The sequence below is a fragment of the Prosthecodimorpha hirschii genome (assembly GCF_001305515.1).
Classification (GTDB): domain Bacteria; phylum Pseudomonadota; class Alphaproteobacteria; order Rhizobiales; family Ancalomicrobiaceae; genus Prosthecodimorpha; species Prosthecodimorpha hirschii.
This window is the reverse complement of the sequence record NZ_LJYW01000001.1, coordinates 5,004,067-5,022,890: the sequence shown is the minus strand read 5'-3', so window position 1 is coordinate 5,022,890 and position 18,824 is coordinate 5,004,067. Positions and strand designations below refer to the sequence as shown.

Annotated in this window: 16 protein-coding genes and 1 pseudogene; 6 read left to right on the top strand and 11 right to left on the bottom strand. The window is 70.4% G+C overall.

What is annotated here, in order from left to right:
- Positions 1–100: 100 nt before the first annotated feature.
- The 5 genes and pseudogenes from ABB55_RS22155 to fdhD form a co-directional block, all read right to left on the bottom strand.
- Complete coding sequence (locus ABB55_RS22155; RefSeq protein WP_054360759.1) at positions 101–1,708, bottom strand: carboxyl transferase domain-containing protein; 1,608 nt, start codon at positions 1,706–1,708, stop codon at positions 101–103.
- A gap of 136 nt (positions 1,709–1,844) precedes the next feature.
- On the bottom strand, positions 1,845–2,198 hold the full coding sequence (locus ABB55_RS22150; RefSeq protein WP_054360758.1) for a type II toxin-antitoxin system Phd/YefM family antitoxin: 354 nt from the start codon (positions 2,196–2,198) through the stop codon (positions 1,845–1,847).
- A 49-nt stretch (positions 2,199–2,247) separates the two neighbouring features.
- The gene (locus tag ABB55_RS22145; RefSeq protein ID WP_054360757.1) at positions 2,248–2,838 is read right to left on the bottom strand and encodes an NAD(P)H-dependent oxidoreductase; all 591 of its coding nucleotides are present in this window, start codon (positions 2,836–2,838) and stop codon (positions 2,248–2,250) included.
- A gap of 188 nt (positions 2,839–3,026) precedes the next feature.
- Positions 3,027–3,530: pseudogene (gene mobB / locus ABB55_RS30985) on the bottom strand (molybdopterin-guanine dinucleotide biosynthesis protein B); the annotation flags it as partial.
- Positions 3,527–4,408, bottom strand: coding sequence for a formate dehydrogenase accessory sulfurtransferase FdhD (gene fdhD, locus ABB55_RS22135; protein ID WP_083463845.1), 882 nt, complete (start codon positions 4,406–4,408; stop codon positions 3,527–3,529). The gene fdhD and the pseudogene mobB, both read right to left, overlap by 4 nt.
- Before the next feature lie 206 nt (positions 4,409–4,614).
- Between fdhD and ABB55_RS22130 the strand changes: the two genes are divergently transcribed.
- A complete protein-coding gene (locus tag ABB55_RS22130) occupies positions 4,615–5,508 on the top strand; it encodes a PepSY-associated TM helix domain-containing protein (protein WP_054360756.1) in 894 nt (297 codons plus the stop codon).
- A gap of 6 nt (positions 5,509–5,514) precedes the next feature.
- On the opposite strand, the gene ABB55_RS22125 is transcribed toward ABB55_RS22130, so the two are convergent.
- The 4 genes from ABB55_RS22125 to ABB55_RS22110 form a co-directional block, all read right to left on the bottom strand.
- Entirely contained in the window at positions 5,515–6,348 is an 834-nt protein-coding gene (locus ABB55_RS22125; RefSeq protein ID WP_054360755.1) for an ABC transporter substrate-binding protein, read from the bottom strand.
- A 23-nt stretch (positions 6,349–6,371) separates the two neighbouring features.
- Entirely contained in the window at positions 6,372–7,133 is a 762-nt protein-coding gene (locus ABB55_RS22120; RefSeq protein ID WP_054360754.1) for an ATP-binding cassette domain-containing protein, read from the bottom strand.
- Complete coding sequence (locus ABB55_RS22115; protein WP_054360753.1) at positions 7,126–7,833, bottom strand: ABC transporter permease; 708 nt, start codon at positions 7,831–7,833, stop codon at positions 7,126–7,128. Before ABB55_RS22115 ends, ABB55_RS22120 begins: the two co-directional genes overlap by 8 nt.
- Before the next feature lie 313 nt (positions 7,834–8,146).
- Positions 8,147–9,280, bottom strand: coding sequence for an Mrp/NBP35 family ATP-binding protein (locus ABB55_RS22110; RefSeq protein WP_054360752.1), 1,134 nt, complete (start codon positions 9,278–9,280; stop codon positions 8,147–8,149).
- A gap of 406 nt (positions 9,281–9,686) precedes the next feature.
- Between ABB55_RS22110 and ABB55_RS31165 the strand changes: the two genes are divergently transcribed.
- The 5 genes from ABB55_RS31165 (at position 9,687) to ABB55_RS22090 (ending at position 15,785) form a co-directional block, all read left to right on the top strand.
- A complete protein-coding gene (locus tag ABB55_RS31165; protein ID WP_262711596.1) occupies positions 9,687–9,809 on the top strand; it encodes a hypothetical protein in 123 nt (40 codons plus the stop codon).
- 286 nt (positions 9,810–10,095) lie between these two features.
- On the top strand, positions 10,096–10,953 hold the full coding sequence (locus ABB55_RS22105; RefSeq protein ID WP_054360751.1) for a dienelactone hydrolase family protein: 858 nt from the start codon (positions 10,096–10,098) through the stop codon (positions 10,951–10,953).
- An 89-nt stretch (positions 10,954–11,042) separates the two neighbouring features.
- Positions 11,043–11,561 carry a GNAT family N-acetyltransferase gene (locus tag ABB55_RS22100; protein WP_054360750.1) on the top strand — a complete coding sequence of 173 codons (519 nt, stop codon included), beginning with the start codon at positions 11,043–11,045 and terminating at the stop codon, positions 11,559–11,561.
- Between the two features lie 82 nt (positions 11,562–11,643).
- Positions 11,644–12,894, top strand: a complete 1,251-nt coding sequence (locus ABB55_RS22095) for a molybdopterin molybdotransferase MoeA (protein ID WP_054360749.1) — start codon at positions 11,644–11,646, stop codon at positions 12,892–12,894.
- Between the two features lie 74 nt (positions 12,895–12,968).
- On the top strand, positions 12,969–15,785 hold the full coding sequence (locus tag ABB55_RS22090) for a caspase family protein (protein WP_054360748.1): 2,817 nt from the start codon (positions 12,969–12,971) through the stop codon (positions 15,783–15,785).
- A gap of 1,231 nt (positions 15,786–17,016) precedes the next feature.
- Here the strand turns inward: ABB55_RS22090 and ABB55_RS22085 are convergent.
- The gene (locus ABB55_RS22085; RefSeq protein WP_054360747.1) at positions 17,017–18,054 is read right to left on the bottom strand and encodes a formate dehydrogenase subunit gamma; all 1,038 of its coding nucleotides are present in this window, start codon (positions 18,052–18,054) and stop codon (positions 17,017–17,019) included.
- Positions 18,055–18,220: 166 nt separating this feature from the next.
- Positions 18,221–18,817: a formate dehydrogenase FDH3 subunit beta gene (fdh3B, locus tag ABB55_RS22080; protein ID WP_054360746.1), complete on the bottom strand. Its 597-nt coding sequence runs from the start codon at positions 18,815–18,817 to the stop codon at positions 18,221–18,223.
- Positions 18,818–18,824: the final 7 nt, after the last annotated feature.

Sequence of the window (18,824 nt, the reverse complement as noted above, 5' to 3'; positions counted from 1 at the left end):
CGCATCGGGCCTTTGAAGCAACGCGAATTTCTCATAGGCGACAGAGGTATGAGAAATTCGCGTATCGAATACCGACGATCATTTTCAATGACCGTCGGCATCACATCCGGAACAGGCCGAAGCGGGTCGGCTCCTCGGGGGCGTTCATGGCGGCGGAGAGTGCCAGCCCGAGCACCATGCGGGTGTCGAGCGGGTCGATGATGCCGTCGTCCCAGAGCCGCGCGGAGGAATAGTAGGGGTGCCCCTGCTCTTCGTACTGGGCGCGGATCGGGGCCTTGAAGGCCTCCTCGGCCTCGGCCGGCCAGGTGCCGCCGCGCGCCTCCAGCCCGTCGCGGCGGACCTGGGCGAGCACGTTGGCGGCCTGCTCGCCGCCCATCACCGAGATGCGGGCATTGGGCCACATCCACAGGAAGCGCGGATCGTAGCCGCGCCCGCACATGCCGTAGTTGCCGGCGCCGAAGGAGTTGCCGATGATCACGGTGAATTTCGGCACCTTGGCGGTCGAGACGGCGGTGACCATCTTGGCGCCGTCCTTGGCTATGCCGCCGGCCTCGTATTTGCGGCCGACCATGAAGCCGGTGATGTTCTGCAGGAAGACGAGCGGCGTGCCGGACTGGGCGCAGAGCTCGATGAAATGCGCCGCCTTCTGCGCCGATTCCGAGAACAGGATGCCGTTGTTGGCGACGATGCCGACCGGATAGCCCCAAATCCGTGCGAAGCCGCACACGATGGTGGTGCCGTAGAGCGGCTTGAACTCGTCGAGTTCCGAGCCGTCGACGATGCGGGCGATGATCTGGCGGATGTCGAAGGGCTTCTTCGGGTCGGCCGAGACGATGCCGTAGATGTCGGCGGGGTCGAGCGCGGGCTCGCGCGGCGGCCGGATGTCTTGGGTGTGCTGCTTGCGCCGGTTGAGGCGGGCGACGACATCGCGGGCGAGCGCCAGCGCGTGAGCGTCGGTCTCGGCCATGTGGTCGGAGACGCCGGAGATGCGGGTATGCACGTCGGCCCCGCCGAGATCCTCGGCCGAGACCACCTCGCCGGTCGCCGCCTTCACCAGGGGCGGGCCGCCGAGGAAGATGGTCGCCTGATTGCGCACCATGATCGACTGGTCGGCCATGGCCGGCACATAGGCGCCGCCGGCCGTGCAGGAGCCCATCACCACGGCGATCTGGGCGATGCCCTTGGCCGACATGTTGGCCTGGTTGAAGAAGATGCGGCCGAAATGCTCGCGGTCGGGGAAGACCTCGTCCTGGTTCGGCAGGTTGGCGCCGCCCGAATCGACCAGATAGAGACAGGGCAGATGGTTCTCTTCGGCGATCCGCTGGGCGCGCAGGTGCTTCTTCACCGTCATCGGGAAGTAGGTGCCGCCCTTGACGGTCGCATCGTTGGCGACGATGACGCATTCGCGCCCCGAAACCCGGCCGATGCCGGTGATGATGCCGGCGGCCGGGACCTCGTCGCCATAGAGGCCATGCGCGGCGAGCTGGGAGAATTCCAGGAACGGCGAGCCGAGATCGATCAGGGTGCGGATGCGCTCGCGCGGCAGGAGCTTGCCGCGGGCGAGATGCTTGGCCCGGGCCGCCGCCCCGCCGCCCTCGCCGATCCGGTCGACCACGGCGCGCAGATCCGCCACCGCCGCCGCCAGCGCGTCGCGGTTGCGGGCATAGTCCGCCGAACGCCGGTCGACGGCATCCTCGATCGCCACCATGGCACCCCTCCCCTCGCCCGCCCCGTCGCCCCGAAGGGCCGGCCGGTCATCGTCCGTTCTATGGAAACGATCGTACGTTTTTTTAATTCGGCTGGCAATGGCCGCATGGCTGCGGCCCCGTGGCTTCAGCCACGCGTCAGATAAGGATGATCCGGGAACCGGTGGCAGGCAACACGCCATCGGCGGTGAGCTGGAGGAGATCGTCCGGAAGGGGTCCGTCGAAGTCGTCGGCGATCCAGACGGCGCCGCTCATGAAGCCGAGCTCGGCGCCCTTCTGGCGTTCGGAGTCGGGTTCGGCGAGGCGATCGGGCGAAGCTTCCGGCAAGGCCTTGGACGAGACCGCCGCACGGTCCGCCAGCTCGTCGACGATGGCCACAAGCCGGGCCAGCGGCTTGCCATGGTCCTCGATCACGACCTCGTCGCCGGCATGGGCGGCCTCGATGAGGGCCGCCAGATCGGCACGTGCTTCTGCCAAGGTGACATGCTTCATCGGCATCGTCCTGCTTCTTCGACAAGCGTAGAGCGAAGCGGATGCATCGTCAAAGACGGGCCATTGCCCTCTCGACGCGGGCAAGGTGGCGGGCGAGGCGGTCCGGCGTGACGCGGTCCATGTCGTGCAGGGCGAGCATGCGGAATTTCAGGCCGCGGGCGCAGAAGGCGCCGATGCCGCGCTTCAGGAGGCGGCGGACCGGGTCGCCCATCCAGAGTTTCACGATCCACCAGGGCGAACCGGTCGTGGTCAGCACGACCAGATGGCGGATATTCTCGAGGCGCGGCACGATGCGCCCGCCGGCGCGGTCATGCGCGAAGGCGACACCGGGGGCGAACACCCGGTCGAACCAGCCCTTCAGGATCGCCGGCATGTTGAACCACCATTGCGGGAAGACCAGCACCAGCGCCTCGGCGGCCTGGAGCCGGGCGACATCGCCGGCGACCGCGGCGGTATCGTAGGGCTCGGCGAAATAGCCGGTGCGCTCGGCGGCGGTGAGGCGCGGATCGAAATCCTCGGCATAGAGATCGAGCCAGTCGACGCTGTGCCCGCCCGCCTCCAGGGCGGCGCGCGCTGTCTGCGCGACGGCGGCCGCATAGCTGTCGGCGAGCGGATGGGCGAGGACGAGCAGCACGCGCATCAGGCGTCCGCCCGGGGAGCGCTGCCGGCCGCGGGGGGCTTGCCGGCCGCATCGGCACCGCCAGCCAAGCCGTCTCTGCCGGCCGCGCCCACCTCGCCGGCTCCGCCGGCCAAGCTGGCAATGCCAGCCAAGCTGGCCCCGCCGGCCATACTGGCTCGGCCAGCCAAGCTGGCACCGCCAGCCAGTACGGTCGCCTCGATGAAGTCGGCGATCCGGCCGATCTCGTCGAGGTGGAACACCGGCACGCTTTCGCCTTCGACTGGATGATCGGCCGCGATCGCCACCACGGCTGGGTCGATCGCCGAGAGCCGGTCGTGCCGGACGGCCTCGCGGCGGCGGACCTCGAGCTTGGGATGGGGCTCGCGCTTGTAGCCCTCGACGATGACCAGATCGCAGGGCGAGAGCCTGGCCAGAATATCGGCGAGGCTCGGTTCCTCCGCGCCGCGCAGTTCGTGCATGATCGCCCAGCGCTCGCCGCCGATCAGCGCCACCTCGACCGCCCCGGCGATGCGGTGGCGATGGCTGTCGCGGCCCTTGTGGTCGATATCGACCGTATGATGGGCGTGCTTGACGGTCGAGACGCGGCGGCCGCGGCCGGTCAGCTCCGCGACCAGCCGTTCGACCATGGTGGTCTTGCCGGAATTCTTCCAGCCGGTGACGCCGAAGACCGGCGCGGACTTGCCCTCCGTCACGTCGTCACCCGATCCGGGCAGGCATAGACGGTGAAGCGGCCGTCGCGCACGAAGGCGCACAGGCCGACGCCGGCCTCCTCGGCGAATTCGACCGCCAGCACGGTCGGCGCCGAGACCGAGGCGATCAGCGGGATGCCGGCGGCGGCGGTCTTGTGCACCATCTCGTAGGAACAGCGGCTGGAGACCACGACGAAGCCGTCGCCACCGGAGATGCCCGTCCGGGCCAGATGCCCGATCAGCTTGTCGAGCGCGTTGTGCCGGCCGACATCCTCGCGCACGGCGACCAGGCTCCCGTCGGGCCGTGCGAAGGCCGCGGCATGGATGGCGCCGACCTCGGCATTCAGCACCTGCAGCGGCGGAAAGGCCTTCATGGCGGCATGCACGGCCTCGGCCGGGATGGCGAGACGGGAAGCCACATGGGCGACCGGCCTGAGCGCCTCGGCGATGGTGTCGACGCCGCACAGGCCGCAGCCGGTCCGCCCGGCGAGAGTGCGCTGGCGGTTGCGCAGCGCCGAGAAGCGTTCCGCCGCGATCCTGAGGCGCACCTCGGCGCCGCGCGCGAAGCGCTCGACCTCCGTGTCGTAGAGCTCGTCCGGCGAGGCCAGGATGCCCTCGGTCAGCGCGAAGCCGAGCGCGAAATCCTCCAGGTCGGCCGGGGTCGCCATCATGACCGCATAGGAGAGGCCGTTGAAGACCAGCGCGACCGGCTCCTCCTCGGCGATCAGTTCGCGGCGCGGCTCGACGCCGCCGCGGGTCACGCGCAGGGCGGCGGCCCGGCGGGCACCGGCCGGCGCGGGCGGTTCGGTCTCGGGCCGCTTGGTCTCGGGCCGCTCGGTCTCGGGCGGTTCGCTCTCAAGGCGGGGCGACGGCGGCAGCATGCTGTTCACGGGCAGGACCTTCTTGCGGTTCGCCCGTCAATATAGGGCGAAGCCGCATGGTCCGGCGAGCCCTGGCGGAAAACCTTGTGGAACCAGAGGATTCCGATCGTCCCATGCGCGGGACGCAGAGCTCCAAGCCTTACAGAACCGTAACTTGGAACGTCGGGCGAGAAGGCGTCTTTTCTGCGGTACGAAAGGAGCCCGTCATGAAACCGCTCTTCCTCCGGCTGCACCGCTGGATCTCGCTCGCCTTCGCCCTGCCGCTGCTGGTCGTCATCGCCACCGGACTGATCCTGTCCTTCGAGCCGATCCTGCAATCCGGCGCGATCCAGCCAGGCAGCATCACCGTCGAAAGCCTGACCGCCGCGCTGGCCAAGGCCGATCCGGACGGCAAGGCGACCGGCATCGTCATCCGCCCCTGGGAAAACAGCTTCGGCATCGGCTTCGGCGCGAGCGCCAAGAGCTTCGATCTCGCGACCGGCGCCCCCGTCGCGCCGGGGGGGCTTTCCGGCCTGTTCGGGGCCTCGCGCGGCATTCACGAGCGGCTTCTGTTCGATCTCGGCTGGCTGGTGACGGCCTCGACCGTGGCCATGTTGGTGATCGTGGCCCTCGGTGTGCTGATGGGCCTGCCCCGGCTGCGCAACACGGTGTCGGGCTGGCACAAGGGCACGGCCTGGTTCCTGCTGCCGCTGGTCGTGCTGAGCCCGTTGACCGGCCTGGCGCTGGCCCTCGGGGTCACCTTCACGACGCCCCTGCCGCGTCCCGCCGGCCCGCCGGTCAGCCTCGTCCAGGCGATCGCCAAGGTCGCCGAAGGCCACGATCTCTCCGGCCTCAATTCGATCCGCTCGCGCGCCGGCACGCCGATGGCGCGCCTCTGGGAGGGCGGCGAACTGAAGGCCTATTCGGTCGCCGCCACCGGGCTGACGCCGATCCCGCGCAACTGGCCGCGCCTCCTGCACGAAGGCAACGGCGCCGGCCTGTGGACCGGCCTCGTCGACGTGGTCACGTCCATGGCCCTGCTCGGGCTCCTCGGCACCGGGGTGACCATCTGGACCCGCCGCGCGACGCGCCGCCCGACCCGGGTGCGCGCCGCGGCCTGAGCCCGATCAGTTCGACGGCGCGGCGGCGTTCGGGAAGAACTGCTGCTCGCCGGCGATCTTGAAGCCCGCGATCGCGGCCTGGCCGTCCTTCGACAGCACCCAGTCGATGAAGGCCTGGCCGAGATCGGCCTTGACGTGGGCGTGCTTGGCCGGATTGACCAGCATGATGCCGTACTGGTTGAAGAGCTTGCGGTCGCCCTCGACGGCGATCTTGAAGGTGCCGCGATTGCCGAAGGCGCTCCAGGAGGCGCGGTCGGTCAGCACATAGGCGCCCATGCCGACGCCGGTGTTGAGCGTGGCGCCCATGCCGGACCCGGTCTCGCGATACCAGCCGCCGCTCGCCGCCTTCACGTCGACGCCGGCCTCCTTCCAGAGCGCCAGTTCGGCCTTGTGGGTGCCGGATTCGTCGCCGCGCGAGGCGAAGGGCGCGCCCTTGGCGGCGATCGCCTTGAAGGCCGCGACGACATCCTTGGAGCCCGACACGCCGGCCGGATCGGCCGCCGGGCCGACCACGACGAAGTCGTTGTACATCACGTCGAACCGCTTCACCGCGCCGCCGGCGGCGACGAATTTTTCCTCGTCGGCCTTGGCATGGACGAACAGCACGTCGCCGTCGCCATTGGCCGCGTTCTTGATCGCCTGGCCGGTGCCGACGGCGACAACGCGGACCTCGATGCCGGTCTTCGCCGTGAAGAGCGGCAGCAGATACTTGAACAGGCCGGAATTTTCCGTCGAGGTGGTCGACTGCACGACGATGAATTTGCTGGCCTGCTGGGCGGTCGCCGGCAGGGCCGGCAGGAGAAGCGCGAGGCAGGCGGCGATCAGGTGACGGCGCAGCATGGAAGTCCTCCCGGAGATGGTTTTCAGACGAAGATGCGGCCTTCGAGATAGGCCCGCCCGGCCGCGCTGCGCGGCCGATCGAAGAAGGCATCGGCCGGCGTATCCTCGACGACGCGCCCCGACTGCATGAACAGGATGCGGTCCGCATGACGGCGCGCCTGGCCACGGTCGTGGGTGACCAGCACGGTCGCCGCGCCGGCATGGCGGGCGGCCTCGATCAGCCCCTCCACGGCCAGCGTCGACGCCGGATCGAGACTGGCGGTCGGCTCGTCGAGGAACAGGAGCCGCGGCTGCAAGGCCAGGGCGCGGGCGAGCGCCAGGCGCTGCTGCTCGCCGCCCGACAGGAGCCGTGCCGGCTGGGCGGCCAGCGGCGACAGCCGCGCCATGGCCAGCGCATCGCCGACCCGCTGGCGCCGCTCCACCCCATTTATGCCGCGCGCCGCGAGCGCATGGTCGAGATTGGCGGCGACCGACCGGCGCAGCAGCACCGGCCGCTGGAACACCATCGCGGTCGCAGCCCTGACGGCCATATCGGCCGGACGGCCGTTCCAGGCGATGCGGCCGGCGCTCGGCGCGACGAGGCCGTCGAGCAGTTTCAGGAGCAGGCTCTTGCCGGCGCCGTTCGGGCCGAGAATCACCACCCGTTCGGCGCCGTCGAGCCGGAGATCGAGGCCGTCGACCAGCCGCCGCCCGCCGGCCTCGAAAACGAGGCCCTCGGCGACCAGCGGGAAGATGCCCGCGCGGTCGACCGAACCGAGCCGGTGCTGCGGCGCCGCGTCAAGCATAGGCGGCCCTCGCGGCGGTCGCCCGGAGGCCCATGACGGCGACATTGACCAGGACGGCGATCAGGATCAGCACGAGGCCGAGCGCCAACGCCAGGGCGATATTGCCCTTCGAAGTCTCCAGCGCGATCGTCGTGGTCATCACCCGCGTGACCCGATCGATATTGCCGCCGACGATCATCACCGCACCGACCTCGGCGATCGCCCGGCCGAAACCGGCCAGCACGGCCGTCGTCAGGCTGAAGCGGGCGTCGTAGATCAGCGTCGCCACCGCGCCGGCGCGGCCGAGCCCGAGGGAGCGGAAATAGTCGGCATATTCGAGCGCCAGATCCTCGATCACCTGACGCGACAGCGCCGCGACGATCGGCAACACGAGCAGGGTCTGCGCCACCACCATCGCGGTCGGCGTGTAGAGAAGGTGCAGGACGCCGAACGGGCCGGAGGCGGACAGCAGCAGATAGACCAGCAACCCGATCACCACGGGCGGCAGCCCCATCATCGCGTTGAGCAGCACCAGCACCCCGCCGCGCCCGGGAAAGCGGGCCACGGCCAGCATCGCGCCGAGCGGAATGCCCAGCGCGGAGGCGATCGCGACCGCACCGAGACTGACCTTCAAGGACAGGAGGACGACCGACCACAGCGCCGGGTCGAAACCGGTCAGCATGGCCCAGGCAGTGGCAAAGGCCTGACCGAGATCCTGCATGTATGGTCGATTCCGCGCATTTTTTCCGGAAGTTTCTCAGCTCAGAGAAAAGGCGCCGGCATGCGCGGAAGTCAAGAGGTGTAAATGACCTAGAGCTGACCGGCCCGGGCCGGCACTGGAACTCCGGTCGGGCGCGGCGTCGGATGGGCGGGATGTCGCTCGTCGAGTGTCGCTCGTCGGCGCCGGCGCGTTATACCAACGGCCCAGGATGCCGACGCATCGGGCCGTTGAAGGAACGCGAATTTCTCATAGGCGTCAGAGGCATGAGAAATTCGCGTCTCGAATGCCGACGATCATTCCATGACCGTCGGTATTACTCGATCACGATGCGCGGCGCCGGCCGGCCGGCCGTGCCGGTGGCGAGCTGGCGCCAGACCTTGTCGGCGATGTCGCGATAGACCCGGGCATGCACGCCGTCGGGCTCGACGATCGAAACCGGCGTGCCGGCATCCGCCCGGGCACGGATCTCCATGGTCAGCGGGACCTCGCCCAGGAACGGCACGCCGACCCGGGCCGCCTCGTCGCGGGCGCCGCCATGGGAGAAGATGTCGTGGCGGGTGCCGCAGTTCGGGCAGACGAAATAGCTCATGTTCTCGACGATGCCGAGGATCGGCACGTCGACCTTCTGGAACATGGCGACGCCGCGCCGGGCGTCGATCAGGGCCAGATCCTGGGGCGTGGAGACGATCACGGCGCCGGCCAGCGGCACCTGCTGGGCCATGGTCAGCTGGGCGTCGCCGGTGCCGGGCGGCATGTCGACGACCAGCACGTCGAGTTCGCCCCAGTCGACCTCGCGCAGCATCTGCGTGATCGCGCTCATCACCATCGGCCCGCGCCAGATCATCGGCGTCTCCTCGTCGACGAGGAAGCCGATCGACATGACCGGAATGCCGTAGCCGTCGAGCGGCTCGAGAATCCGGCCGGACTTCAGGCGCGGCTTGCCGCGCAGCGCGAACAGCCGCGGCATGGACGGCCCGTAGATGTCGGCATCGAGCACGCCGACCTTGAGGCCGAGGCTCTTCAGCGCCAGGGCGAGGTTGCAGGCGGTGGTCGACTTGCCGACGCCGCCCTTGCCGGAGGCGACCGCGATGATGTGCTTCACCCCCGGCAGGCCGCGCGTCTGCGGGCTGCGGCCGCCGGCCGCCGGTGCGGGCGACGCGGACGACGCCGGAGCCGCGGCCGGAGCCGCTTGCCCCTTCGGCGCCTCGGCGGTCAGCGCCACGGTGGCGCCCGCCACCCCCGGCACCTTGCGCACCGCCGCCTCGGCCGCGGCCCTGAGGCCTTCCAGCTCTCGCGCCCGGCTCGGATCGACCGCGATCGAGAAATAGACCTTCTCGCCATGCACGATCACCTCGGACAGCGCGCCCGACTGCGGCAGCGGCGTGCGCCCGTCCGGACCCGGAACGGCGGCAAGGGCGGCGAGAACGGCTTCGCGGGTGACGGACATCGAGGCACTCCGGGATGGGACGCAAGGCAGGCGGGATCGGCAGAACCGGCCCGAACGGCAGGCCGGTCCGGCCGGCGGCATCCGCCCCGGCCATGTCGGGCTCTAGATACGCGCTCCCCCGCCGAGGTCAACGATGCAGGACCCGTCCGGCGTTGGAACCAGGCCCGACGACGCAGCGGAACTCAGTGCCGGGCCCTGCGGGCACCCCCGGCTTTACCGGCACATAGGCCGACGCTATGGTGACGGTCGTGGCGTGTTGCCGCGCGCTGGCCCGCAAGGCGCCGGCCTGCAAGCTGTCGACCTGCAAGGTGTCGGCCTTCAGGGCTCGGGTCCTGAGGGCTCTGGCCCGCAGAACGCCGCCCGAGACGACCTGCCGATGCCTGCCCCGAATTTGGAGTTGCCCGCGATGCCGTCCTTCCTCACCGCCCTCGTGATCGCCGTGGCCCTTGCGTTCGGCGCCCATGCGGTGCTCGACACCTACCAGAAGCCGGTCGGCGTCGCCTTCACGACCAGCGGCGCCCGCATCTGATCGGCTCGCCCGTCCGGCGCCCGAACCGTTCGGGCGCGGAGGGGTCGGACACGAGGTGCAGGCAGCACCCGGAGCCGCTTGGGCTCAGGCACACCCGACGGCGAAGCCCGAGGGTCGTCCGCCCGCCCCATGCGGCCGGCGCGTCCAGGCGGGCTGCTGCGAAGGCCCGGTGGCGCAAGGGGATACCGTTGCCGCAATCGTGATGTCGGCCCGCGTTTCCGCGCCTCCCGAATGCCTCCAGATTTGACTCCGAACGGCCCCGGCAGGGCCGCCGGGAGGACAGATCTTGGAGCAAAAATTCATCGATCTCTTCGACAGCTACACCCATGGCGGCATGAACCGTCGGGCGTTTCTCGACCGGCTGGCGACCCTGGCCGGCTCGACCGCCGCCGCGGCCGTGCTGCTGCCGCTGCTCGAAAACAACTATGCCCTCGCCCAGACGGTCGCCGAGGACGACCCGCGCTTGATCGCCGAGACCGCCGCCTTCCCGGCGGGCGCGGCGACGATTTCGGGCCTGCTCGCCCGGCCGAAGGCTGCCGCAAAGGCGCCGGCCGTGATCGTCATCCACGAGAATCGCGGCCTCAATCCGCATATCCGCGACGTGACTCGCCGCATGGCGCTGGCCGGCTTCGTCGCCTTCGGGGTCGACTTCCTGTCGCCGCTCGGCGGCACACCGGAGGATGCCGACAAGGCGCGCGACATGATCGGCACGCTCGATGCCGCGGCCGTGGTCGGCTGGGGCCGCGCCGTGCTGGCCGGCCTGGCGGCACGGCCGGAGACCAACGGCAAGGTCGGGGCGGTCGGCTTCTGCTGGGGCGGCGGCCAGGTCACTGCGCTGGCGGTCGCCGAGCCGAAGCTCGGGGCGGGCGTCGCCTATTACGGCCGCCAGCCGAAGAGCGAGGCGGTCGCCGCGATCCAGGCGCCGCTGATGTTGCACTATGGCGGGCTCGACCAGGGCATCAATGCCGGCATTCCGGCTTTCGAGACGGCGCTGAAGGCCGCCGGCAAGCGCTACGAATTGCATGTCTACGAGAACGTCAACCACGCCTTCAACAACGACACCAACGCCGCGCGCTACGACAAGGCCGCCGCCGATCTCGCCTGGACCCGCACGGTCGGGTTCCTGAAAGCCCATCTCGCCTGACCGGTGTCGCCCCGGCGCGGGGATATGCGCCACAAGCGGACCGGGCCGGACATTGACGCGACACCGCCGCCGGCTCAAGAAACGGCGTCATGAGCCCGCCCTCCTACACCGTCGCCCCCGTGCGGACGCCCGTCGACCTCGCCGCCGCGATCGTCCTGATCCGCGCCTATGCGGCCTCGCTGCCGATCGATCTCGGCTACCAGGGTTTCGAGGCCGAAATGGCCGGGATGCCGGGCAAGTATGCGCCGCCGGACGGCGAATTGCTGCTCGCCCGCGCGGCCGACGGCACCCCGCTCGGCTGCGTCGGGCTCAGGCCGCTGCCGCCGGTCGACGGTCGCGCCGAGATGAAGCGGCTCTATGTCGTGCCCGCGGCGCGCGGCACCGGCCTCGGCGACGCCCTCGCGCGGGCGATCATCGCGGCCGCCATCCGGCTCGGCTATCGCGAAATGGTGCTCGACACCCTGCCCAGCATGGCCGGCGCCCAGGCGGTTTACCGGAAATACGGCTTCGTCGAGGTCGGCCCCTATTACGACACGCCGATCGCCGGCACGGTGTTCATGCGCTGCGAACTGGCGCCCCCCGAGGCCGTACCGCCGGCGCGGGGCTGACCGCGGCGCAGAGGCGCGCCATCCGGGTTTTCACGAAGGCGCCGTTCGTGGCATACCGGCGACGCAACCGGACCGACGAGAGATGCCGCAGCTATCCGACGATTGCTTCGCCCATGGCGGCGGGGCCATGACGATCGACGAGGCGCTGGCCCTGTTCCGCGCCCGCGTCGCCCCGGTCGCCGAAACCGAGGCGGTGTCTCTCGCGGAGGCCGACGGACGCGTCCTCGCCGCCGATATCCATGCCCATACCGCCCTGCCGCCCTTCGACAATTCGGCGGTCGACGGCTACGCGGTGCGCCACGCCGATCTCACCCCCGACCGGGACAGCCGGCTCGCCGTCGTCGATCGCCTGCAGGCCGGCGATGCGGCCGGGACCCTGGCGCCCGGAACGGCGGTGCGCATCTTCACCGGCGCGCCGATGCCGGCCGGGGCCGACACGGTCTACATGCAGGAGGATGTCGAGGCCCGCGACGGGATTGCGATCCTGCCGCCGGGGCTGGCGCGCGGCGCCAACCGCCGCCCGGCCGGCGAGGAGATCGCCGCCGGCGCCATGGCCCTGCCGGCCGGCACGCGGCTGCGCCCGCAGGAGATCGCGCTCGCCGCCGGCATCGGCCTCGACCGGCTGACGGTCCGCCGGCGGCTGCGCGTCGCGATCTTCTCGACCGGCAACGAACTGGTCGAACCGGGCGCGGTCCGTGGCCCCGCGCAGGTCTTCGACACCAACCGCCTGCTGCTCGCCGGCCTGCTCGGCCGGCTCGGCATCGCCGTCTCCGATCTCGGCATCCTGCGCGACGAGCCGGCGGGCCTCGCCGCGGCATTGCGGGCGGCCGCGGCGGACCACGATCTGGTGCTGACCACGGGCGGCGTCTCGACCGGCGAGGCCGATCACGTCAAGCCCGCCGTGGAGGCCTCGGGCCGGCTCGATGTCTGGCGTTTCGCGATCAAGCCCGGCCGGCCGCTGGCGCTCGGCACGGTCGCCGGCACCGCCTTCTGCGGCCTTCCCGGCAATCCGGTCGCCGTCTACGTGACCTTCACCCATATCGTGCGCGGCCTGATCGCCGCGCTCGGCGGCGAGACCTGGCGGCGGCCGCGGCCGATGGCGGCACGGGCCGGATTCAACCACAAGAAGCGGCTCGGCCGGACCGAGTTCGTGCGCGTCACGCTCGCCGACGGACCGGACGGCATCCCGGTGGCGACCCGATTCGCGATCGAGGGGGCGGCGGTGATCCGATCCCTGACCGAAACCGACGCCCTGATGGTGCTGCCGGACGCCACCGAACGGGTGTCGCGCGGCGATCTCGTCGGCATCGTCCCGATCGCCGGGCTCGCCTGACCCGGACCGCGTGACGGGCTGCGGGATCTCGTATACTCTTTACGGTGCGTTACCAATTGCAACCTGGTTGGCCCATGATCCGTGTCCTCGCCGTCTTCGCGACCCTTGTCGGCGTCGCGCTTTTCCAAGTCGGCGGGGCCGGCCTTGGCCATGCCCAGAACCAGGCCGAATTGCGCTTCGGTCTGGTCATCGGCAACGACAGCTACGCGGAGGGACCGCTCGCGACGGCTGCGAACGATGCCGGCCTGGTCGCCGACACGCTCGGCGAGGCCGGTTTCGACGTGACCGGGCTGCGCAACCAGGACCAGACCGGGATGCGCCGCGCCATGCGCGACTTCCTGGACAAGGTCGGCCAGGGCGGCGGCAGTGCGGTCGCCTTCGTCTATGTCAGCGGCTACGGCCTGCAATATGAAGGCGAGAACTATCTCGTCCCGGCCGGCGCGCGCATCGACCGCGACACCGACATCCCGATCGAGGCGATCCGGGTCTCGGACTTCACCCGCGCGCTGGCGGCCTTGCCGATCAAGGCGCGCATGGTCGTGCTCGACGCCTCCCGCCCGTCGCCGTTCGCGCGCAACGGCCAGCCGCTGGCCGCCGGCCTGGCGCTGACCGAGCCGGAACCCGGCACGCTCCTCGCCTTCAATGCCGCCCCGGGCAGCGTCGAGCCGCCCGCGAACGGCGACTACGGCCCCTACGCCCAGGCGCTGGCCGAGGTCATCCGGCTCGGCGGCCTGGAACCCGACCAGGTCTTCGCCCGGGTCCGCCTGCGCGTCGACCAGTTGACCGGCGGCGCGACCGTGCCGTGGCACGCGTCCAATATCGAGGAGCCGTTCCAGTTCTTCGAAGGCGGCGTGCCCGACCAGGGACAAGGCCAGGGCCAGGGCTTCAGTCAGGGCCAGGGTCAGGGCCAGGGCTTCGGTCAGCAGCAGGGCTTCGCGCAGGCCGGCCAGATCCCGCCGCGCCCCGCATCCATGCGTGAGGCCGGTCCTGCCGGCGCCTATGCGATGGCGCTGGAGCGCGACGATCTCGACGCCTTCGAGGAGTTTCTGTCCTATTACGGCAACGATCCGCTGGCCGGGCGCATCCGCGCCCTGATGGCGGCGCGGCGCGAGGCGATCACCTGGCGGCGGACGGTCGAATACGACTCGGCCGAGGCCTACTGGTCCTATCTGCGCCGCTATCCGAACGGCCCGCATGCCGCCGACGCCCGGCGTCGCCTGGGACGGCTTTCGGCCGCCTACGAGCCGCCGTCGCGGTTCCAGGAAGTCGAGTATGACGTGGCGCCGCCGCCGGAACCGGAGGTGGTCTATGTCGGCCGGCCGAATTTCGGCTTCACCGGCTATGCGCCGCCGCCGCCGCCGCCGACCTATCTGCTGCCGCCGACCATCTACGTGCTGCCGCCGAAGCCGGTGAAGCCGCCGCCGTCGGTGATCCTGCTGCCGCAGTTCATCAAGCCGCAGAAGCCGTTCATCCTCAAGCTGCCGGCGAATGTCGTGCAGCCGCCGGTGCAGGGTTGGCAGCTCGGCAAGATCCCCGGCACGGCGCCCAAGCCGAACATCAAGTTCAACCAGAACCCGAACGGCACCTTCGTCTTCAAGCAGGGCGGCCAGGGCTTCGGTCCCGGCAAGCCGGGCCCGGGCTTCGGCCAGGGCCAGGGCTTCCAGGGTCAGGGTTTCCAGGGTCAGGGCGGTCAGGGCTTCGGCCAGGGCGGTCTGCCGCAGGGCGGCGGCCAGTTCGGCGGCAAGGGCAAGCCGGGCGGTCCGGGCTTCGGCAACCAGCAAGGCCAGGGCTTCGGCCAAGGCCAGGGTGGCCAGGGTCAGGGTTTCCAGGGCCAGGGGTTCCAGGGTCAGGGCGGCCAGGGCGCCGGACAGGGTGGCCTGCCGCAGGGCGGCGGTCAGTTCGGCGGCAAGGGTAAGCCGGGCGGTCCGGGCTTCGGCAACCAGCAGGGCCAGGGCTTCGGCCAGGGTCAGGGCGGCCAGGGTCAGGGATTCCAAGGCCAAGGCGGCCAGGGCGCCGGACAGGGCGGCCTGCCGCAGGGTGGCGGTCAGTTCGGCGGCAAGGGCAAGCCGGGCGGTCCGGGCTTCGGCAACCAGCAGGGCCAGGGCTTCGGCCAAGGCCAGGGTGGCCAGGGTCAGGGATTCCAGGGCCAGGGCGCCGGACAGGGCGGTCTGCCGCAAGGCGGCGGTCAGTTCGGCGGCAAGGGCAAGCCGGGCGGTCCGGGCTTCGGCAACCAGCAGGGCCAGGGCTTCGGCCAGGGTCAGGGCGGCCAGGGTCAGGGATTCCAGGGCCAAGGCGGCCAGGGCGCCGGACAGGGCGGCCTGCCGCAGGGCGGCGGACAGTTCGGCGGCAAGGGCAAGCCGGGCGGTCCGGGCTTCGGCAACCAGCAGGGCCAGGGCTTCGGCCAGGGTCAGGGATTCCAGGGCCAAGGCGGCCAGGGCGCCGGACAGGGCGGCCTGCCGCAGGGTGGCGGCCAGTTCGGCGGCAAGGGCAAGCCGGGCGGTCCGGGCTTCGGCAACCAGCAGGGCCAAGGCGGCGGTCAGGGCCAGGGTCAGGGCGGACAAGGCTTCCAGGGCCAGGGTGGCGGTCAGTTCGGCGGCAAGGGCAAGCCGGGCGGTCCGGCCTTCGGCAACCAGCAGGGTCAGGGTCAAGGCCAGGGTCAGGGACACGGCCAGGGTCAGGGTTTCCAGGGCCAAGGCGGTGGCAAGGGCCCGGGCTTCCAGGGCCAGGGTGGCCAGGGCTTCGGCAATCCGAACCGCGGCCAGGGCGGAGGCCAGTTCCAGGGCGGCGGTCAGGGCGGAAAGGTCAACAACCCGCCGCCGAATGCTCCTCCGGGTGTGATCAAGCGCAACAACGGACAGAACTGCGTTCCGGCGCCCGGGAAGGTCTGCTGAGGACGTCGAGGGGTTCGCTCGATACGGATGGTCCCCATCCGTCTCGTGAAACCGAACCGCTCACCCTTTGACGCCGTGGTCCATTCGATCTGACATGTGCGGGCCGCCAATGTCAGATTTCGACCACCAGAGCATTTCCCGATGGGACGGACTCGTCCGACCGCCAAGGAAACGCTCCCGATTCAATGGCCCGATACCAACGGCCCAGGATGCTGACGCATCGGGCCGTTGAAGCAACGCGAATTTCTCATATGCGTCAGAGGCATGAGAAATTCGCGTAGCGAATACAGACGATCATTCCATGACCGTCGGTATGAGCCGGTCCTTTTCGGTCCGATCGTTTCGTTCCGACCGGGACAGGCTCCAGGGGGTGTCGACGGCGCCCCCTCGGTTGACCTGGCCCAAGGGACCATCCTGCCCCCGCCTGCCCCGCGGCCGCGTCGCGGCATCGGGGGCGGCATCGGGGGCGGCATCCGGAGCGCGGTCTCCGCTCCACCCGGCAAGGCCGGCCAGTCGAAACCAACGACCACCGCCGCGGGCTCCAGATCGGACCCGCGGCTTTTTTGTCGGGCCGCTGCACGCCCTGCCCTCGCGGCCGTCGATTGCGAGACCGGAGCCGGCGCAGACCGCACGGCCGGTGCAGGAATCGAGACCACCACAGGACCACGACCCGCGCAGCCCCATCGCCGGCGCCGGACCCGGGCCGGGACCCGACAGGGGGCGGGGCCAAACCGGTGCCGGGGCGAGACCCGGGCCGGCCTTCTCGGACCGGGACCGGCCTTGCTGGGCCGGGGCCGTCTTTGCCAGATCCGGACCGACTGACCTGGCCGGGGCCGCCTTGCCGGATCGGAGCCGGCGCAGACCGGCGCCGGTCGCGGCGCGTCGCTGCGGCCCGCGCTTCTTCATCCCGAACGCATGTCCCCCGCCGCCTCCGGGCGGCGCAGAGCGCAGCGGGCGGACGCGGGCGATCGCCGACGGAGGCCGCCCGCCACGATGGACGGCATCGGCGTCGATCGAGCCCGGCGCGGCGGCCGGTCCGCACCACAGCGGCCTCCGATCCGAGGGAAAACGGATGGCGCTGTGGTGGTTCTGTCGCCGCCCGCTTTTCCGATCGGAACTGGTCGTTCCGATCGGCCCTCGCTCCCGCCCGGCCGAACGAAAGCGGGCGGCTCCCGAAGGACCCGCCCGCTGTCGTCGTCTGCCGTTATGGCTGTCCGGAAGCGATGGCCGGCTATTCGGCCGGGGCCATCCGGCCCGGATTGTGGACGATGCCGGGATTCTTGCGGGTCGCATCTTCGACCCAGAGCGAATGATGCTCCTTGGCCCAGTTCAGGTCGACCTCGCCCGATCCCATCGCGTCGAAGGCGCCTTCCATGCCGACCGAGCCGATATAGATATGGCCGATGATCACCGCCGCGACCGCGACCGCGAGCAGGCCGTGCACCATCTGGGCGGTCTGCATGCCGGCGATGTCGGTGACGTAGAAGGGGAACATCAGCAGGTAGCCGGTCGCCGCGATGGCGCCGCCGCCGAGCACGACCGCCCAGAAGATCAGCTTCTGGCCGCCGTTGAACCGACCCGCCGGCGGATGCCCCTTGCCGAGAATGCCACCCCCCTTGAGGAACCAGACGACGTCCACCCCGTTCGGAATGTTGTCCTTGATCCAGACGAGCAGCATCAGCACGACGCCGAGCGTGAAGGGGAAGCTCAGGTAGTTGTGCGCCAGCTTGGCCAGCTCGGAGACGACGTGGAAGGCGTGCGGCCCGATCGCCGGCAGCAGAATATGCTTGCCGAAGGTGACGTTGAGCCCGGACAGCGCCAGCACGACGAAGGACGAGGCCGTCAGCCAGTGCACGAAGCGCTCGAAGCCGTTGAACCGGGTGATGGTGCGGGTCGACGGGCCGGCCTCGATCCGGATCCGGCCGCGCACCACCCAGAACAGGAGGACGAGAGCGAGCGTGCCGAGCAGACCCCAGGTGCCGACCTGCGGCAGGGTCTTCTCGTGGAAGTCGCGCCAGGCCTGGCCCTCGGGCTGGATCAGCACTCCGGACTTGGCGTCGGGAATCGAAACGCGGCCCTCGACCTTGTGCAGGGACTGCAGAAGCTGCTGTTCCTGGACCGAAAGCGCGGTCGGATTGACGCTCTGCGCATCGGCCGGCAGTGCGGCCAGGCCGAGGCCAAGGCCGAGCCCGATGGCGAGCGCCACGGCGCGAAGGCGGCGCGACAGGACAAGGCGACGCGACAGGACGGTGAGCGGCGTATCGAACATGGACTGTCTCCCGAAGTCCGGAGCCCGGGCGCCGCGCCGCGAAGGGGCGGCCTCGCCGAGGCTCGGTCCGGACGGACCCCGTCCGGGGATAAGGAACCTGCGCAAATTCAAGAACCGGACCGGCCGAGGGTGGCCGATCGGGCCGCCCTGCGGCGATCGGTGGCGCTCAGACCGCGATGGTCTGCTTGTAGGCCGTCTGCCAGCCCCAGGCCCCCGAGCCGTAGCCGCGCTTCATGACGCGCTCCTTGTAGATCTCGGCGATGATCTCGCCGTCGCCGGCCAGCAGCGCCTTGGTCGAGCACATCTCGGCGCAGAGCGGCAGCTTGCCTTCGGCCAGGCGGTTCGAACCGTAGCGATCGAACTCGGCCTTGGAGAGATCCTCCTCCGGCCCGCCCGCGCAGTAGGTGCACTTGTCCATCTTGCCGCGCGAACCGAAGTTGCCGACCTTCGGATATTGCGGCGCGCCGAACGGGCAGGCGTAGAAGCAGTAGCCGCAGCCGATGCAGGTGTCCTTCGAGTGCAGCACCACGCCGTCGGCGGTGGTGTAGAAGCAATCGACCGGACAGACCGCCTTGCAGGGCGCATCGGTGCAATGCATGCAGGCCATCGAGATCGAGCGCTCGCCCGGCTTGCCGTCGTTGATGGTGACGACCCGGCGCCGGTTGATGCCCCACGGCACCTCGTTCTCGTTCTTGCAGGCGGTGACGCAGGCGTTGCATTCGATGCAGCGGTCGGCGTCGCAGAGAAACTTCAATCGAGCCATGGTTTCC

Excerpts from the sequence above, each read along its gene's own strand:
- ABB55_RS22155 (WP_054360759.1), bottom strand. The coding sequence starts at position 1,708 with ATGGTGGCGATCGAGGATGCCGTCGACCGGCGTTCGGCGGACTATGCC.
- ABB55_RS22150 (WP_054360758.1), bottom strand. The coding sequence starts at position 2,198 with ATGAAGCATGTCACCTTGGCAGAAGCACGTGCCGATCTGGCGGCCCTC.
- ABB55_RS22145 (WP_054360757.1), bottom strand. The coding sequence starts at position 2,838 with ATGCGCGTGCTGCTCGTCCTCGCCCATCCGCTCGCCGACAGCTATGCG.
- fdhD (WP_083463845.1), bottom strand. The coding sequence starts at position 4,408 with ATGCTGCCGCCGTCGCCCCGCCTTGAGAGCGAACCGCCCGAGACCGAG.
- ABB55_RS22130 (WP_054360756.1), top strand. The coding sequence starts at position 4,615 with ATGAAACCGCTCTTCCTCCGGCTGCACCGCTGGATCTCGCTCGCCTTC.
- ABB55_RS22125 (WP_054360755.1), bottom strand. The coding sequence starts at position 6,348 with ATGCTGCGCCGTCACCTGATCGCCGCCTGCCTCGCGCTTCTCCTGCCG.
- ABB55_RS22120 (WP_054360754.1), bottom strand. The coding sequence starts at position 7,133 with ATGCTTGACGCGGCGCCGCAGCACCGGCTCGGTTCGGTCGACCGCGCG.
- ABB55_RS22115 (WP_054360753.1), bottom strand. The coding sequence starts at position 7,833 with ATGCAGGATCTCGGTCAGGCCTTTGCCACTGCCTGGGCCATGCTGACC.
- ABB55_RS22110 (WP_054360752.1), bottom strand. The coding sequence starts at position 9,280 with ATGTCCGTCACCCGCGAAGCCGTTCTCGCCGCCCTTGCCGCCGTTCCG.
- ABB55_RS31165 (WP_262711596.1), top strand. The coding sequence starts at position 9,687 with ATGCCGTCCTTCCTCACCGCCCTCGTGATCGCCGTGGCCCTTGCGTTC.
- ABB55_RS22100 (WP_054360750.1), top strand. The coding sequence starts at position 11,043 with ATGAGCCCGCCCTCCTACACCGTCGCCCCCGTGCGGACGCCCGTCGAC.
- ABB55_RS22095 (WP_054360749.1), top strand. The coding sequence starts at position 11,644 with ATGCCGCAGCTATCCGACGATTGCTTCGCCCATGGCGGCGGGGCCATG.
- ABB55_RS22090 (WP_054360748.1), top strand. The coding sequence starts at position 12,969 with ATGATCCGTGTCCTCGCCGTCTTCGCGACCCTTGTCGGCGTCGCGCTT.
- ABB55_RS22085 (WP_054360747.1), bottom strand. The coding sequence starts at position 18,054 with ATGTTCGATACGCCGCTCACCGTCCTGTCGCGTCGCCTTGTCCTGTCG.
- fdh3B (WP_054360746.1), bottom strand. The coding sequence starts at position 18,817 with ATGGCTCGATTGAAGTTTCTCTGCGACGCCGACCGCTGCATCGAATGC.